The sequence below is a fragment of the Deinococcus sp. AJ005 genome (genome assembly GCF_009017495.1).
GTDB lineage: Bacteria > Deinococcota > Deinococci > Deinococcales > Deinococcaceae > Deinococcus.
In genome coordinates, this window is the sequence record NZ_CP044990.1 from 1,632,145 (window position 1) to 1,649,437 (window position 17,293).

General features: G+C 63.2%; 11 protein-coding genes. 5 read left to right on the forward strand and 6 right to left on the reverse strand.

From position 1 onward, the window contains the following. Positions 1 to 98: 98 nt before the first annotated feature. The 3 genes from DAAJ005_RS09690 to DAAJ005_RS09700 all read left to right on the forward strand — a co-directional run bounded on the left by DAAJ005_RS09690 (position 99) and on the right by DAAJ005_RS09700 (position 5,576). Complete coding sequence (locus DAAJ005_RS09690) at positions 99 to 3,410, forward strand: heterodisulfide reductase-related iron-sulfur binding cluster (protein WP_151846940.1); 3,312 nt, start codon at positions 99 to 101, stop codon at positions 3,408 to 3,410. A 102-nt stretch (positions 3,411 to 3,512) separates the two neighbouring features. Then, positions 3,513 to 4,352 carry a DegV family protein gene (locus DAAJ005_RS09695; RefSeq protein ID WP_151846941.1) on the forward strand — a complete coding sequence of 280 codons (840 nt, stop codon included), beginning with the start codon at positions 3,513 to 3,515 and terminating at the stop codon, positions 4,350 to 4,352. 129 nt (positions 4,353 to 4,481) lie between these two features. Further along, entirely contained in the window at positions 4,482 to 5,576 is a 1,095-nt protein-coding gene (locus DAAJ005_RS09700; protein ID WP_370519821.1) for a serine hydrolase, read from the forward strand. Between the two features lie 163 nt (positions 5,577 to 5,739). On the opposite strand, the gene ddrA is transcribed toward DAAJ005_RS09700, so the two are convergent. Further along, positions 5,740 to 6,342, reverse strand: coding sequence for a single-stranded DNA-binding protein DdrA (gene ddrA / locus DAAJ005_RS09705; protein WP_075831210.1), 603 nt, complete (start codon positions 6,340 to 6,342; stop codon positions 5,740 to 5,742). 306 nt (positions 6,343 to 6,648) lie between these two features. Between ddrA and hisB the strand changes: the two genes are divergently transcribed. Continuing rightward, positions 6,649 to 7,254 carry an imidazoleglycerol-phosphate dehydratase HisB gene (hisB, locus tag DAAJ005_RS09710; RefSeq protein WP_151846943.1) on the forward strand — a complete coding sequence of 202 codons (606 nt, stop codon included), beginning with the start codon at positions 6,649 to 6,651 and terminating at the stop codon, positions 7,252 to 7,254. Then, the gene (hisH, locus tag DAAJ005_RS09715) at positions 7,251 to 7,892 is read left to right on the forward strand and encodes an imidazole glycerol phosphate synthase subunit HisH (protein WP_151846944.1); all 642 of its coding nucleotides are present in this window, start codon (positions 7,251 to 7,253) and stop codon (positions 7,890 to 7,892) included. The genes hisB and hisH overlap by 4 nt, the downstream gene beginning before the upstream one ends. 11 nt (positions 7,893 to 7,903) lie before the next feature. On the opposite strand, the gene DAAJ005_RS09720 is transcribed toward hisH, so the two are convergent. The 5 genes from DAAJ005_RS09720 to DAAJ005_RS09740 all read right to left on the reverse strand — a co-directional run bounded on the left by DAAJ005_RS09720 (position 7,904) and on the right by DAAJ005_RS09740 (position 17,272). Further along, positions 7,904 to 8,947, reverse strand: a complete 1,044-nt coding sequence (locus DAAJ005_RS09720; protein ID WP_226342668.1) for an endo-1,4-beta-xylanase — start codon at positions 8,945 to 8,947, stop codon at positions 7,904 to 7,906. 32 nt (positions 8,948 to 8,979) lie between these two features. Further along, positions 8,980 to 11,199, reverse strand: coding sequence for a glycoside hydrolase family 3 N-terminal domain-containing protein (locus tag DAAJ005_RS09725; RefSeq protein WP_151846945.1), 2,220 nt, complete (start codon positions 11,197 to 11,199; stop codon positions 8,980 to 8,982). Positions 11,200 to 11,508: 309 nt separating this feature from the next. Continuing rightward, on the reverse strand, positions 11,509 to 14,136 hold the full coding sequence (locus DAAJ005_RS09730) for a glycoside hydrolase family 9 protein (protein ID WP_192930915.1): 2,628 nt from the start codon (positions 14,134 to 14,136) through the stop codon (positions 11,509 to 11,511). Positions 14,137 to 14,249: 113 nt separating this feature from the next. Next, a complete protein-coding gene (locus DAAJ005_RS09735) occupies positions 14,250 to 15,890 on the reverse strand; it encodes a glycoside hydrolase family 43 protein (protein ID WP_151846946.1) in 1,641 nt (546 codons plus the stop codon). Further along, entirely contained in the window at positions 15,887 to 17,272 is a 1,386-nt protein-coding gene (locus DAAJ005_RS09740; protein WP_151846947.1) for a GH1 family beta-glucosidase, read from the reverse strand. The genes DAAJ005_RS09735 and DAAJ005_RS09740 overlap by 4 nt, the downstream gene beginning before the upstream one ends. Positions 17,273 to 17,293 lie beyond the last annotated feature (21 nt).

Genomic DNA, 17,293 nt, shown 5'->3' on the forward strand with positions numbered 1-17,293 from the left:
CTAGCAGTCTCCATAGTCGCTATACTTCGGACATTCTTTGAACCGAGTGTAACAAATCCCGTTCACCCGCGTCCTGTCCGCATCCCCGGAGGTTTCCCATGCTGCCCCTGATCCATCAGATTCTGTTTTTCCTCTTTGCTGTCATCACCGGGGCGTTTGGCCTGTGGGGCTTTTACCGCCTGTACCTGCGGATTCGCCGGGGCGCACCCGCCACCGAGCGCCGCTTTGACATTCCTGGTAAGCGCATCCTGGATGCCGTCCGCGTCAGCCTGACCCAGGAACGCACCTTCCGCCGCCGCACCACCATCAGCGTGCTGCACGCCTTTATCTTCTACGGCTTTGTGTTTTACCTGCTGGTCAACGTGGTGGACGGGCTGGAGGGCTATCTCAAGTTCGGCATCTATTCGGATAATTTCCTGGGCGCGATTTATAACCTGCTGGCCGATGTCCTGAGCTTTCTGGTGCTGTTCGGCGTGGTGGCACTGGTAGTTCGCCGCCTGTTCACACCGTCCAAGCGCGACTTCCGTTTCACCGAGAAAACACTGCTGCACCCACTCTTGAAGAACAACTACATCCTGCGCGACAGCCTGATCGTCTCGGCATTCATCTTCTTCCATGTGGGCAGCCGGGTACTGGGCAATGCGGCGAAGGTGATGGCCGAGGGCGGCGACGCCTTCCAGCCGTTTTCCAATGCGGTTGGCTCTGTACTATTCGGCAATCTGAGCGAGACCACTTTGCAGGGCTGGCGCATCTTCGGCTTCTGGGGGGCGCTGGGCAGCGTGCTGGTCTTCCTGGCCTATTTCCCGTTCACCAAGCACATCCACATCTTCATGGCCCCGCTGAATTACACCCTCAAGCGCCCGGTGGGCAGCGGCGTCCTGCCTCCCATGAAGGGTCTGGAAGAGGCGATGGAGGCCGACGAACCGTGCCTGGGCGTGGAAAAGCTGGAGGAACTGGAGTGGCCGCGCCTGCTGGACGCCTACGCCTGCATCCAGTGCAACCGCTGCCAGGATGTCTGCCCGGCCAACGCCACCGGCAAGGCGCTGTCGCCCGCCGCGCTGGAGATCAACAAGCGCATGGAGCTGAACGTCATCGCGTCGCATCCCAGTCCCTTCACCCTCAAGGCCGCGCCGTTTGAGTCTGGGGCCAGCACCGCGCACCCGCTGCTGCATTACGCGATCAGCGAGGAAGCCGTCTGGGCCTGTACCACCTGCGGCGCGTGCATGGAAGTTTGCCCTGTGCAGGACGAGCAGATGCTGGACATCATTGACATTCGCCGTCAGCAGGTGATGGTGGCCGGGGAGTTTCCGCAGCAGCTTCAGACCGCCTTCCGGGGCATGGAGCGAGCGTCAAACCCTTGGGGCATCTCGCGTGACAAGCGGATGGAATGGGCCGAGGGCCTGAAGGTTCCCACCATTGAGGAGAACGCCGAGCCTGACGTCATTTACTGGGTAGGTTGCGCCGCCGCCTACGATCCGGGGGCGCAGAAGGTGGCCCGCTCCTTCGTGCAACTGCTGGACAAAGCCGGGGTGAATTACGCCGTGCTGGGCAAGAAGGAGGCGTGTACCGGCGATAGCGCCCGCCGCGCCGGGAACGAATTCCTGTATCAGACGCTGGCGCAGGAAAACGTGGAGACGCTGAACAGCATACGCCCCAAGCTGATCGTCGCCACCTGCCCGCACTGCATGAACATCATCGGCAACGAGTACCCGCAGATTGGGGGCAATTACAGGACCGTCCACCACACCGAATACCTGGAAACACTGGTGGCCGCCGGAAAGCTGCCGCTGGCGCAGTTGGCGGACAACGTGACCTATCACGATCCCTGCTACCTGGGGCGTCACAACGGCGTGTACGACGCGCCCCGCAACCTGATTACCAAGATGGCGGGCGAGGTGCTGGACCTGGAACGCCAGCGCGAGAACAGCTTTTGCTGTGGTGCGGGCGGCGCGCAGTTCTGGAAGGAGGAGGAGGAGGGCCGCGAGCGTATCTCCGATAACCGTTTCCGCGAGTTGCAGGAGCGGCTGGACGGGGCGAAATCTGCCTCTGACGAGTTTGAGCAGACCGGGAAAGTGGTGGCCGTGGGTTGCCCCTTCTGCAAGGCTATGCTGAACAGCACCCCCGAAAAGCAGAAGCGCGACGACATCGTGGTGAAGGATGTGGCCGAGTTGATGCTGGAAAGCATGCAGCGGGCCACCGGGGAGTGGGTACAGCCCACCGGGCCAGTCGCAGACGCCACTCCCACCGAGCAGCCCGAAGTCGTGAGCGCCCCCAATGCGGAAATGCCGATGCACCGCACGGGTGAAGTGCGCTCTGCCGATGCGCCAGACGCTGTGGTGGGCGAAACCTCCGCCGACGTGGTGAACGCGCAGCCCGGTAGCCCCGTTGACAATGCGGATACTCAGCCAGAAGCTCAGGCCGCGCACCCCGAACAGGCCACGGAGCGCAAGGCGTGGAAACCAAAAGTGGAAGCTGATTCCTCTGAATCAAAGGCGGAAGAAAGCGCTGCGCCCGCCCGCAAGAGCTGGAAGCCCAAGGCCGGGACGGATGAAGTCAGTGCCGAGCCAGTCGTGGAAACTCAGGCCGAAACCGTGGAAGCTTCAGCACGTAAAGCCTGGAAACCCAAGGCGGGTGCCGATGACGTGGCCCCGGTTGCCCAGGCTCCGGCGGAAGAAGTTGCGCCTACTGAACCTTCCTCCCGCAAAGCCTGGAATCCAAAGGCCAAAGTAGATGATGTGAGCGCCGTTCCCGTTTCGTCTGAATCTGCCACTGCTGAACCCACTGCCGAAGTTCCAGTCCGCAAGGTGTGGAAGCCCAAAGCCAAGACCGATGACGTGAGCGCGGAAGCTGTCGCGGATGCACCTGCGTCTGCCACCGAAATTGCCGAAACCGCGCCTGTACGCAAAGCCTGGAAACCTCAAGCGAAGGCTGAAGCCAGCGAGGAAACTGCGGTCCAGCCGATTGCGGCTGAAACCCCAGCCCAGCCCGCAACTGCGCCTAGTGGGGGAGAACGCAAGAAGTGGACGCCGAAAGCGAAGGCGGACACGGGGGCAACCGAACAGGTTTCAGCTCAGGCCGAAGTTGCGGAACCGGAGCAGATTGTTGAGCCTGCTTCATCTCGTACAGGCGAAACTGGGGTCATTGAGGAGACGGTCAAGGCTCAAGTCGCGCCTATCTCTGCCTCCACCGAGCGTCCCAAATGGCAGCCCAAAGCGAAGGTGGAAGCTGCTCCAGTCCCCGAACCTGTCAGGGCAGAAGCCACCGACGAAACGCCCATCACCGAGCATATCCATCTGGCCGAAGTCGGCGAGAACAGTCTGGAAGAAGGCCAGCAGGCTACCTCTAAACCTGACACTACCGAACCCAGCGAGAGCGGGCGAAAGAAATGGGTGCCGAAGAAGAAAGACTGATCCCTAAAATTCGTCATACCAGCGCCGTCCACACTGGGCGGCGTTTTCCGTTGCACTGGGTTCAAATTCAGTCAGACCTTAATGTCACGCTAAGATCACCCCATGACCATTGCCATCGTCACCGATTCCACGAGTGACCTGACCCCTGAACTCTGCGCCCAGCACGGGATTGTCAGCGTGCCCCTGTATGTGCTGTTTGATGGCAAGATTCATAAGGACGGCATAGAAATCACGCCGCCTGAACTGTTCGCGGGTCTCAAGGCGGGCAAGAAGACGCCCAGCACCTCCCAGCCCAGCCCAGCCGAATTTGCTGCTGTATACACGAAAGCGCTGGAATCGGCGGATCAGGTGCTCAGCATTCATATCAGCGGGCAACTGTCAGGCACGGTGGGCAGTGCCCGACTGGCGGCGCAGGATTTTGAGGGCAAGGTCACCGTGCTGGACAGCGGTTCGGTCAGCATGGGACTGGGCATGCGCGCATTGCGGGCCGCCGAACTGGCCAGGGCCGGAAAATCCATGCCGGAAATTCTGGCCGAACTGGAGCGAATAGCCAGAGAGGCCGATATCCGTTTCACGGTGGATACGCTGGATTTTCTGAAGATCAATGGGCGCATCGGCGGGGCGCAGGCATTACTGGGCGGCCTGCTGAACATCAAGCCGATTCTGGTGGTCAAGAAGGGCCGCGTGGAAACGGGTGGGCGCGTGCGTGGCCACAAGAAGGCCGTTCAGGATCTGGTGGACTACACCCGCAAATACGTGATCTCGCACGGCGGGGCGCGGGTCACGTTCCTGTCCACCATTGGCGGCGAGGACTACGTGCAGGAGGTCCGCGCGGGGCTGGCTGGACTGGATTTCGCGGACCTGGGTAACCACAGTATCGGCGCAGTCGTCGCTACTCACAGCGGGCCAGGAACGATGGGCGTGACCCTGGAACCCCTCTGAACAGTGGGATGGGATGACTTCAAATGGAGCCGAGTTGCTGCCGTCATGGTGTGCAGCCTGCTCCTGTCGGCCTGCCGCCCGCCTCCCGCTAAAACCACGGCGGCCCCAGCGAGTCAGGGGTCCGTGGCGCTGTCCCATACAGAGGTGGTGGCTGCCACTCAGGATCAGCGGCCCGTCCAGACCCGCCCAGATGGCTGTCTGGCTGCCGCCCCCACTGTCACCAAAGCGCCGCCGCCCCCCTTTGACCTGAGCGGGCGGCTGGGGCTGTGGGTGGCCGAGATCGATCCCCGCACGCTGCAACCCATCAAGGCGGTAGGCACCAATCCCAACAGTGTTTTTCCACTGGCCAGCACCTACAAGCAGGCCGTGCTGTGGGCGCTGCTCAAAGAGTTTGACGCGGGCCGCCTCAGCCCCAACGAACGCTTTGACGTGACCCGCGAGAACCAGAGCCTGGGTCAGTACCCCTACGACGGCACCAACGTCAAGGCCCTCAGCATCCGCATGATCGCCAACAGCGACAACACCGCCACCGATATCCTGCACCGCCGCGTGGGCCTGGGGCGCGTGCAGGACGTGGCCGACGGCCTGGGCCTGTGCCGCACCCGCCTGATCCTGCCCACCCGTGACTGGTGGGTGGCGGAGGCGGGGCTGTCGGCCACCTTCAACGGCACAACGCGCTGGGCTTCGGCCACCGGGGAGGACCGGGCACGGCTGGCCGCCCTGATTGACGCGGACGCCCGCAAGTACCGCGCCGATTACGTGCAATACAAACTGGACCGCTACTTCGACACCCGGCACGATCCTGCCGACGATCTGCGCGTTCATAACCTCAGCACGCCGTATGAGCTGGGCACGCTGCTGGCCCACGAATTTCTGCGCCCCGACCTGTCGCCCCGCGCGGTCAAATGGCAGCGCGACGTGATGGCGCTGGGTTTCGGCAAGTCGGCACTGACCTGGAAACCGCAGATCAACTTTTTTGGTGGCAAGGGTGGCAATGGCTGGGGCATCCTGACCTACAGCGGTTATTTTCAGACCAGAGATGGGCGGCGCGTCGTCTACGCCTTCATGCAGCATGGCGCGGACCAGACCTACACCATGCCCAACACCCGCCGAGCCTTCGCGTGGATCAACGCGGGGATCGAGGCGGTGCTGGGACCGGTGCTCAGGGACGTGAAGCCGGAAGCCGATCCGCCCAAGGTGGGGAAAGCTGTGCCGAAGACCTGAATTTTTCAGCTTCAGACCAGAACAACGCCGCCGGGATGTAATTCCCCGGCGGCGTTGTGTTCTCTCTTCAGCTAAAGCATTCGCGCCAGCGCGCCGCTCATCAGCATCAGCATTAACAGCCCCAGGGTGACGGTCAGCAGGTTGCGGGTATTGGGCGAGGGATTCATGCAGCCTGTCCCTGGCTCACGGGCACGGGATGGATGCTGCCCAGCGCGGCCTTGAGATGCTTGTAGACTTCCCGTTGCAGGTCCAGGTCTTCAGGCAGTTCGTAACGAAGCTGCTCCATCGCCTGGACCAGATGTGCGCCGCCGGGGCTGCGTTCGTGATCGGGTCGCGCCCAGTCGGGCAGCTCGGGGGTTACTTTCGGGCCGCGTCTGGCGTCGTCCCAGTCCACCCACTGCTTGGGCAGATCGTAGAGGTAGCGCCCGATCCCGAACTGCACCGCGCAGCGCTTCAGGGCGTCCGAGGAAGCGGCTTTCAACGTGCCCAGATTGCCGTCGCCTGCCTCACCGATGTCCTCGCGGGTCACGCCCAGCACGGTCAGGCGGCCCTTGACAGTGGCAGTGGCGGTGCCAGGGATCACCTCGATTTCAAAAGACCACGCGTCGGGGCAGATGGCGTCCAGCCGGTCCTGCACCGCACGGGCGTCCACATAGGACAGCATCAGCGCCCGGCTGCGGTCCTTGGTGTAACTCTGGGGTTTCCAGCCCACCAGATGGGACGGAAACGGGGCCTGGAGTCGTTTCTGAACATCACTGAGCTTCATGCGTTTAGTCTATAACAGAATCATATTATGGTCAAGGCGTAATTTTCTCTCGGTTAAGGCCCGGCTGGCGAGCCAGACTGAGAGCTTGAGGACCGTGGAAAATGCGTGTCAGAGCAATCTTTCTAAGTATGAACGTTGCTGGAGCAGCCCAGACACTTGCCGATTCGCTTTATATCGGATGATAAATGACAAAACTGCCAGGCAGGCCGGGATCTTGATTGTTGCCGCCCAGCATAAACGCGCGATCACGGGTCAATCTCAACAAGTTCCCCGAAAACTGCCCCCGCATCATCTACACTCCTCACCATGAGCCGCACGGCCCCCGATTCCCGCACCGCCACTGTGACCCGCAAGACTGCCGAAACCGAGATCACCGTTCGTCTGGATCTCGATTCCTCTGCGTATGACACGCCGGAGACCGGGCACGGCTTTTTTGACCATATGCTCGATGCTCTGGCCCGCCACAGCCGCCTGGGCCTGAGCGTATCTGCCACGGGCGATCTGCACATCGAACCCCACCACTTGATCGAGGACACCGGCATCACGCTGGGGCAGGCGCTGTCGCAGGCGCTGGGAGACCGCAAGGGCATCGAGCGCTACGGCAGCGCCTTCGTACCGATGGACGAGACGCTGGCGCACGCCGTCCTTGACCTGTCGGGACGCCCCCACCTGGCCTTCGAGCCGGAGACGTTGGACGTGTGGGGCGACGCGGGCGGCATGACCCATTACCACCTACGTGAATTCCTGCGCGGCTTTTGCAACCACGGTGGCGTGACCTTACATGTGCGACTGCTGGCCGGGCGTGAGGCGCACCACGTCATCGAGGCCGTGATCAAGGCTGTGGCCCGCGCCCTGCGTGACGCGGTGGTCGTAACTTCTGCCGAGATGCCGAGTACCAAGGGCAGCTTGTGAGCGCGCCCGCCTCAGCCCGCCCCGAAGTCCTTCTGCTGGACTACGGCGCAGGCAATGTCCGCAGCGCGGCCAAGGCGCTGGAACGGGCCGGAATGCGGGTGCGTGTCTCTGCTGATCCCGCAGACGTGCCGCACGCCTCCGCGCTGGTGGTGCCCGGCCAGGGCCACTTCCGACAGGTCATGGAAGCTTTTGAGACGGGCGGCTTTCACGGCCCCGTCACCGGTGCAGCGCGGGCGGGTGTGCCGCTCCTCGGCATCTGCGTGGGCATGCAGATGCTCCTGAGCGACTCCGAGGAAGCGCCGGGAGTCCCGGGCCTGAACCTGATTCCCGGCACCGTCCGCAAGTTCACCGCTGCCCCCGGCCATAAGGTGCCGCAGATGGGCTGGAACGCCCTGGAACGCGTGGGGGATTCGCCGCTACTGCGGGGGCTGAATGGTCTGGCCTACGCCTACTTTGTCCACAGTTATTACGTGCCAGCCGACATGGCGGTGCAGCACGGTGCACTCGCTGATTACGGCGTCCCCTTCTGGGCAGCCCTCAGCGTGGGCAATCTGCACGCCACCCAGTTCCACCCAGAAAAAAGTGGCGCGGTGGGGCTGGCTCTGCTGGAGCGCTTCAGGCAGAACGTGCTGGGCTAGGCCGACAGCAACTACTTTCCAGCCGTCTGTAGCACCCGCAGCAGCGCACCATAAGCGGGTTTCTTCGCGTACTCATCGTCAAAGACCAGCGGCTTACCCCCGGCTCGCCACGAGATCCGGTCCGAGACGCCCCACATCATGAAGGCGCTGCATTTCACGGCCAGACAGGTGGACAGCAGCTCGCCGTAGACCTGCGCCTGACGGGCCAGCTTCTCCTCGTCGCTACCGCTGCCCACCATCTGCACATCCACCTCAGTCAGTTGCACGTCCAGCCCCAGATCGCGGAAGCGTTGCAGGTTTGCCAGCATTCCCGAATCTTTCACCGAAAAATTGGTGTCCAGATGCGCCTGAAAGCCGACGCCACTAATCGGTACGCCACCGGCCAGCAATTCTTTGACCAGCGTGTACATGGCGTCGCTTTTGCCGTTCAGGCCTTCCACGCTGTAATCGTTGTAATACAGTTTGGCCGCCGGATTGGCCGCGTGCGCCGTGCGGAAGGCCAGTGCGATAAAGTCAGGCCCCGCCACTGTAAAGGGGTTATTGTTCCGCAACGGATTCCCCGGTCCGTCTGAAATGGCCTCGTTCACCACATCCCAGATATTGATCCTGTTGCCAAAGTGCTTGACCACGGTGGTGATGTACTGCGTCATGGCCGCGCGCATGGCGGCCTTTTGCTTGATCTCGTACACCCAGGCCGGGGCGCTGTCGTGCCAGACCAGGGTATGGCCGCGCACCGTCTGGCCGTTCTTCTGGGCAGAGGCCACCATCGCGTCCGCAGTGGCAAACAGGTAATTGTCCGGGTCCGGCGAGTTGGCAATCGCCCGCATTTTCATGGCATTCTCGGCCACCACCGCGTTGTACTCGCGGTTGACTGTGGCGGCCTCATCCGGGTTGTCGGCGTTGAACAGTTCGCCGCTGATGGCCCCGCCCAGCAGCAGCCCCCGTGCGCTGGCGAGGGACCGCAGGCTGGGGGCCTGACCGGAGGCGAGGGCGGGTGTCAGGCTGAGGCTCAGGGCCAGAGCTGCGAGGCCCAGACGACTTTTCTGTTGGCTCATTGTTTTCTCCTTTTGATCAGGTGTGGAAGTGGTCAGGGCAGGCTGAGCCGGACCAGCTCGTCCCCGATTCCAAAGGTGTACTGGCCCGGCAGAACCTTGCCCTGGACCGCCCCGAACGCGTCCCCCGTGAAGGCTTCCAGCCGTTCCGCTGGAATGTCGAGGCTCAGCGCGCGTGCTTCTCCCTTCTTGAGTTCTGCCCGGACCACCCCCACTGGGCGTTTCACCGCTTCCAGATTTCCGGCGGGCGGCAGGCTGGCGTTGACGATCAAGGTCGCCGTGCCTGCCTTTTCTCCCGTGTTCGTCACGGTGACGGTGACTTTCACGCCGTCCGCTGTCTTGACCGCCTGTCCATCACTGGTGCGGTAAGCCGTGTAATCCAGCCCGAAGCCCAACGGGTACAGCGGCAGCGGTGCGTCGCCTGCCCCTTCGGGGGGACGGTCTGCGGTCAGGCCCACTTCGCCCAGACTGCCGGGCCAGGTAAACGGCAGGCGGCCTGGAAACCCGGCGCGGCCATACAGTGCGTCAGCCAGGGCTGCGCCGCCCTCGCTGCCAGGAAGGTACGCCATCACAAAGACCGGGAGGCGGTTTTGCAGGTCTTCCGGCTGCAGGATCGGACGGCCCGCCATCAGCACCAGCACCACGGGCTTGTCTGTTGCCATCAAGTCGCGGAGCAGTTGTACCTGCTCAGCGGGCAACGCCAACTTGGGATTGTTCGCCTGACTCTCGGCAGCCGGAGCCTCGCCCAGCGCCACAACGATGGTGTCAGCAGTCTTTGCAGCCCGTAGCAGCGCCTCGCGTTTGCCGTCGGGCAGGGCACTGACGGTCACACCCGCTGGGGCCGAGGCTTTGAGTGCCGTCGCCAGCGTGCTGACTTTCGGCACGTAGCCCACGTTGCCCTTGCCCACGCCCTGCCAGTTGACGCTCCAGCCGCCCAGTTGAATGGCCGCACTGTCCATCGCCGGACCCGTGACCAGCACCCGGCCTGTTTTGATCGGCAGCGTCCCATCATTTTCCAGCAGCGTCAGGGTGGCTGCTGCCGCGCGTTTTGCCAGCGCCCGCCCCTCGGTGATCACGCCACTCCCCGCAGGCCGGGCGTCCATCAGGCCCAATTGCGCCTTGAAAGTCAGCATCCGCAGCGCCGCCTCGTCCAGCCGCTGCTGAGACACCAGACCGCCTGTCACCGCTTCTTTCAGGGCCGCCCCGTACTTCTCCACATCGTTGGGAACCATATAAAGGTCAATCCCCGCATTGATGCTAGCCGCCGTCGCCTTCACCAGATCGGCGTGTGTTTTGAAGGTGTTCACCAGCCGGTCAATGTCGTTCCAGTCGCTGACCACCAGCCCCTTAAACCCTAATTCACCCCGCAGAAGATCGGTCAGGATTTTTTGAGAGGCATGCACCGGCACACCGTTGACGCTGCCGCTGTTGGCCATCACCGACATGGCTCCGGCCCGGATTCCGGCCTTGAATGGGGGCAGATACAGTTCGTGCAACGCCCGCAGGCTGATCTCCGCATTGGCGCGGTCCCGGCCCAGACCCGGCGAGCCGTAGCCCACGAAATGCTTGAGGGTGGCGGCCACCCCACCGGATTGCAGGCCTGTCACGCTGGCCGTGATCTGATCGGCCACCAGCCACGGCGATTCACCAAAGGTCTCGTAAAAACGGCCCCAGCGCGGATCGCGGCCCAGATCGGCCACCGGGCTGAAATCCCAGTCCATGTTCATGTCCCGCATATCGGCGGCAGTGGCGCGGGCCAGCTCCTGTGTCAGCGCTGGGTCAAACGCCGCACCCAGGCCCAGGTTGTGTGGGTAAAGGGTTGCGCCGGGGACGTTGTTCACGCCATGCACTGCGTCGGTGCCGAAGACGGCAGGCACACCCCCTGGTAAGTTTTGACGGCCCAGCATCTCCAATCTGCGCAGCGCATCGGCCCAGCCGCGCGGGGTATTGGGCTGCGGGGCGTCTCCACCGCCGTTCAGCGTCGCGCCGGGCAACAATTGGGCAAAGATGTCACCCGCGTTGGCAGCTATCGGCCCGCTTTTCCCACCTTCCAGAAAACGGAAGAAGTGCGCCATGCTCACCTGCCCGATTTTCTCCTCCAGCGTCATCTTTTCCAGTACGGCATGGGCGCGGGCTTCGGCCTCTGCCTGCGGCAGTCTGGGGACGGTCTGCGCCGTGGCTGAGGCGGAGAGGAGGAGTGCAATGCTCAGGGTAAGGGCCACCCGGACGCCTGTTTTCTTATGTATGAACTTCAAAAGGTCCTCCACTGGGCCGATCTGCTCCGCTCAACTGGACTCCGGGAGGAAGTTGAATCTCTGAGAGTCCGAACAACGCAAGAGAGAGAAAACATCACTCCTGATACGGATTCCGTCTGTTCCGTTAACAGACCGGGAAAGCTCCGGTCTGTTAACTCCACGCCCGGAACCCGTTCTTCTCCTTCTCGCGTCCGCTCGGATTTCCATCGTTTTGCAAACGATTCAATCGGAGTCCGTATGATGTGTAAAGAGTCTTGCTCTGTCCCGCATACCTACCAGGACAGAGCAGGAACCCGTACGCTTAAACCTTCAAGGTTGGGTTGACTGCTTCACAAAGCCCGCTACCCAGGCCAGCGGCGCGTTCCAGTTGATGGTGATCTCGTTCATGCTGTACGCGCCGATGTCGTCGGTGTAGCAGCCCAGCCCGGTGCATTTGCCCTTGAGTTTGGCGGCCACCGGATCGCTGAAGCTGACCGAGTTCGGGCCGCCCGACACCACACCCTTCGGCGGGCCGGGCAGCGTGGCGTCCAGCGAGTGCGCCCAAAAACGGTGGTGGGGGTTCATCAGGGGGCGCTCGCCGTAGCCGGAGATGTACGACTTATCCATCGGGTTGCGGCCCAGCAGGTAATTCATTCCTTCCAGCACGCTGTTCTGATAGGCCGCCTTGCCCGTAAAGTCGTAGGCCAGGGCCATGACCAGCGAACGGTTCAGCACGCCGCTGTTGGAACCCCAGTCGGCCACCGCACCCTGGAGTGGCAGGCGGTAGCCCTGCGTGGCAATGTCGCCCTGGTAGCGGTCAGCGGCGGCCACGATGTTCTGCTGGGCCTGCTGCACATCCGCTGCTGGAAGGCTGCTGGGAACTGTCGCCAGCGTGATGGTCGCGGCCTCGGCGAGTTCAAACCACGACAGCTCCCGCCCGGCTGGCATTTGCAAATACAATGGGCTGGCCTTGAGGAAGCTCAGGTACTGCGCGTCGCCCGTGGTGACATACAGCTCCGCCGCTGCCCAGTAGAACTCGTCATCCACGGTGAGATCGTTGTAGGGGCCGCCACCGACAAACAGATCGTAGGCGTACACGTCGGGGTTGGCCTTCGCGGCGGCCCACGCACGGGTGGCGGCGCTCAGGCACTTGGCACTGAAAGCCGGGTCTGCCGTGCGGTACACGCGGGCGCACTGCGCGGCGTTGGCAGCCAGATTCAGGGTGGCGGCGGTGGTGGGGTAGAACAGCACGCGGGGCTGTGGGTCCTGGTCCGGACGCAGCGGCAGGCCAGTCCAGGCCACGTCGGTGAGTTTCTGGTGAACCATGCCGCCCGCCGCAGTGGGGGTCAGGGTCAGGGCGCTCTGGCTGGCGCTCTGATCGCCGCGCGGCAGGGCCAGGGTCTGGCCGTCAGGAATCTGTATGCCCAGCATGAATTCCAGTTCCCAGCGCACCTCGTCCAGCAGATCGCTCTGACCGTTGGCCTTTTCGGGAATACTCAGGGTTCCGTCGGCATTGCTCACGCCTTTGCGGGTGTCGCGTTCGGCCAGGTCCAGCAGCGTCCACACGCTCACGCCGCCGTTCACCACATATTTGCCGTGATCTCCGGCGTCGTACCAGCCCTTTGAGCCGTCCAGCGTGTACGCGCAGCCGGGCCAGACGTTGCCCTTGGCATCGGTTCCCTTGAAGCAACCCACCTTGCTGTCTCCCTGGTTGGGGGCCACGCCAACGTGTCCTGCTGGCCGCGCCCATTTGGCGTCCCCTACGTACTGCGCCTCAATCGGAATGCCGCTGCGGTTATGGTAAAAGTACGCCAGCGCGTCGGTTTTCAGGGTGCTGTACACCCCCGTCCCAATGTCAAACGGATGGCTTGTGAAGCCCGCCACGTCCAGCACATACCCGGTCCCGGCAGTGGTCACGGCGCTGAAGTCCGCCTGATGGATGAACTCGCCACTGGCGGCGTCGTCGCCAAACATGCCTGTCAGGCCGCTTTTCACAGCCTTGCGGCCTGAGTCGTACAGCGTCCAGGGCAGCGGCTGGGCCGATTCAAATGGCACGCTTGCCAGTTTGGGCTTCTGGGGCAGATACCCGGTCTGGTTCACGCGCACCAGCGCTGGTTGCTCGGTGGCGGTTGACGGTGTGGCCGCGCCCACCGCTGGCCCTTTGATGGAAACGTTGCTCAGACACACCTTCGTTGCCAGTTTGGCCCCCAACTGAAACTGGAAGGTGGCCTTGGGATCGCTGGCTTCTTTCATGGTGAAGGTGTACGAGTAGTTCTTGGGTGCGGCGGTCACGTCCACATCGGCGGCAAAATAGCTGGTGTAGGGTGCGCCGTCAAATTGCAACAGGGTCTTGAACCCGGTGGGCTGATCGGCCCGCGCCGTGAAGTTCAGCGTGTAGGTGCCGCCCTCGTTCAGACCGATGCCCGCCTGCCCAAAAATCACATCGTAGGGGTTGGCTCCGGGTGTCTTGATGTCCAGGCACGCCTCGCCGCCCGCGACGCCCACCTTCATGTCGCCAGAGGTCCACCACGGGTCCTGGCCGGGGCTGAACTTGCCGTTGGTCAAGAGTTCCACGGTGCTGTTGTCCACGATCTGCACATTGACTGCCACCGGGGCCGAGATGCCTGCCGCGCCCGTCGTGGTGATCGCCTGCGCGGAATAGGCGTGTGCGCCGTTCTGGGCTACGTCGGCCATCACCATGAATTCGTAGGGCGCGGCAGTGTCCTCGCCAATCTTGTGTCCACGGTCATAAAAGATCACGCGGGCCACGCTGCCTGTGCCAGCCGTCTTTGCCACCAATTGAACATTGCCGCTGGCCGTCACCGACGACATATCGGCGCTGAGCATCACGGTGGGCGCATCCGGCGGTATGACAGGCTTGGGCTGGCTGGACGCGCAGGAGGCGAGCAGCAGGCTACAGGTCATGGAAGTCAGTAGATGGGGGGAAAGTCGGGGCATCTGGGAATCTCCTGTGAAATTGCACGTTGGAATTTGGCGGGTATAACGGGCGGTGGAGTGCGGATTAACGCGTGCTGGCGCGGCAGCGGCCAGACGACTGCGTTGAGGGTGGTTCACTGCTCGGTGTACTCGGCCCAGTGAAACTCGGCGGGCAAGTTGCGCCCGCTCAAGTCCTGACAGGTCAGCGCCAGAAAGGTGCCGGTAAAGCTGAGGCCGCCGCAGTGTTCGTCGCTCAGCAGTCCGGCGCTCAGTTTGTCGCCAATCGGCTGCCAGTTCTCGCTGTCCACGCCGTACTCAAACCAGAATTGCCCGCCGCCATACACGATGCCCAGATGCACCGGATCGGCGTCGCCTACTGCCACTTCTGACGCAAGCAGTTCGCGGTAATCGCCGTTTTCAGATTGAAGGATCGCCAGAGTGCGGCCCTGTTCCTCGTCCCGACTCAGGCGCAGGTACACCCAGTTGCGGGAGTCGTAATAGGCGCACACGCCCGCCATCTGCTGAAAGTCCTCCGGGTCAAAGCTGACGGCGGTACGGAAACGGGCGTCCAGCGCTTGCAGGCGGCGGCCCACCAGCGCCAGTTGATGCTTGCTGTTCAGCGACTCGTGCCCGGTCAGTTTCAGGCTGTTGCCCGTCAGTTCCACACCCATCAACTCGGCGGGCGCACGCAGGGTCATCCACTCGGAGCGCAATTCAGAACTGTCAAAGTCGTCGCGCGCCGCAGCCTTCGGCCAGGAATGGGGCGGCAGTGCGGGCAATTCGGCGTGAAGCTGCGGATGGTGTCCGCCGGAAGCCAGACGGGGCCAGCCGTCTTCACCCCACACCAGCGATTGCAACGCCGTTTCCCGTCCCAGTGGACATTCCCCTTGCTCGCTGATAGGCCGCCCGCACAGATAGGCAATCACCCACTCCCCGTTCGGCGTGTTGGTGAAGCTGGCATGTCCGCTCTTCTGAATGGGCAGATCTGGCGCGTCCACGGCAGTCAGAATGGGGTTGTTGGGATGCACTTCATATGGGCCGTGCAGGCTGCGCGAGCGGGCCACGGTGACGGCGTGTTCCCAACTGGTGCCGCCCTCCGCCGTCAGCAGGTAGTACCAGCCGTCTTTGCGGTACAGGTGCGGCGCTTCGGTCACGCCCAGTTCGGTGCCCTCAAAGATGATCTCGCGCGGGCCAACCAATCGCTTTTCTTCCGGGCTGTACTCCTGCAACACGATGCCGGAAAACGCGTTGCGCCCCGCGCGGTGGTCCCACCGCATGTTCACGAACCATTTGCGCCCGTCGCCGCCCTCATCCACAGACGTACTGCCCTCGGTGTCGTGAAATAGGCTAGGATCAAAGCCGCTGGAGTTCATGTAGATCGGCTCGGACCACGGTCCCTCAATGTTCTCGGCAGTCGTCAGGTAGTTGTGGCTGTCCTTGAAGACCTCGCTGCTGCCCCAGCTCTTGACATCGGTGTAGATCAGGTGGAATCGCTGGCCGTCGTGCGACAGGGCCGGTGCCCACACGCCCCCGGAATCGGCGTTGCCGCGCATGTCCAGCAGACTCGTGCGGTCCAGCGGTTGCGCGGCGGGTCGCCAGTTCACCAGATCGCGTGAGTGATAAATTGCCACCCCCGGAGACCACTGAAACGTGCTGGTGGCCAGGTAATAGTCCTCGCCCACTCGCAAAATGCTGGGATCGGGGTGAAAGCCGCGTAGCACTGGATTGGTGATGGTCACAGTGGCCTGAGCGGGCCGCTCCAGTTGCGTGGTCATGCGGGCTGTCCCTCCTGTGCGCGAACCAGGAAGTCGCGGTACCACTGCCCCGACTGCTTGAGGGTCCGTGCCTGGGTGTCAAAATCCACATGCATGATGCCGAAGCGCTTGTCGTAGCCTTCTGCCCACTCAAAATTGTCCATCAGGGACCACGCGAAGTACCCGGCCATCTTCGCGCCGCCTGCCAGCGCGTCCCCCACCGCCGCTATGTGCTGCTGGAAGTAGCGGGTTCGCGCCCCGTCATGCACGGTGCCGTCGTCTGCCACGCTGTCGGGGTACGTCGCGCCGTTCTCGGTGATGTAGAGGGCCGCCGGGTTGTAGTCCTTTTGCAGCCGCAGCATCAGGTCCGTCAGGCTCTGGGGGGCCACCTCCCAGTCAAAGCCCGTGTACTCGCTGCCCGCCACATGGACCTGCCGCAGGTCCAGGAAGCCCTGGCCGGGCGCGTCCTCCACCACGCTGCGCGAGTACATGTTGACGCCCAGAAAGTCCGTCGGCGCGGCGATGGTCTCCAGATCGCCTGGCAGCACCAGTCCCTGCGCCTGCGGGCTAGCGGCCCCCAGCAGATCCACGAAGTCCTGCGGGTAGTCGCGCCCGAACACCGGGTCCAGATACCAGCGGTTGGCGAAGCCGTCCTGACGATGGGCCGCCGCTTTATCCGCCTGACTGTCCGTTGCCGGATACGCCCCCGCCAGATTCAGGGTGATGCCCACCTGCGCGCCGGGCGCATTCGCCCGCACTGCCTGGACGCCCAGCCCGTGCGCCAGCAGCAGGTGGTGCGAGGCGGCAAAACTCTCGGCCAGATCGGTGTGGCCCGGCGCGTGGATACCGTTGCCGTAGCCCAGGAAGGCGGCGCACCACGGTTCGTTGATGGTGATCCAGTGCTTCACGCGGTCCCCCAGTTCGGCGGTCACCACCTCCGCGTAGTCGCCAAAGGCCAGTGCCGTGTCGCGGGCAGGCCAGCCGCCCCTGTCCTGCAAGACCTGCGGCAGATCCCAGTGGTACAGCGTCGGCCAGGGGGTAATGCCGCGCGCCAGCAGGCCGTCCACCAGTCGGCTGTAGAAGTCCAGCCCGGCCTGATTGGTGGCTCCACGCCTGCCGGGAATGATGCGCGGCCACGCCACGCTGAAGCGGTAGGCGTTGACATCCAGGCTTTGAATCAGGTCCAGATCGCTGTCCAGGCGGTGGTAATGGTCACAGGCCACGTCGCCGTTCTCGCCGTTCAGCACCTTGCCGGGGGTGGCGCAGAAGGTGTCCCAGATGCTCTGGCTCCTGCCGCCCTCGTGGGCCGCGCCCTCAATCTGATAGCTGCTGGTGGCGACGCCCCAGGTGAAGCGGGGCGGGAAACTTGCAGGGTTGGGCTGTTTGATGTTGGGCTGGGTCATGGAAACTCCTGGGGAAGTGAT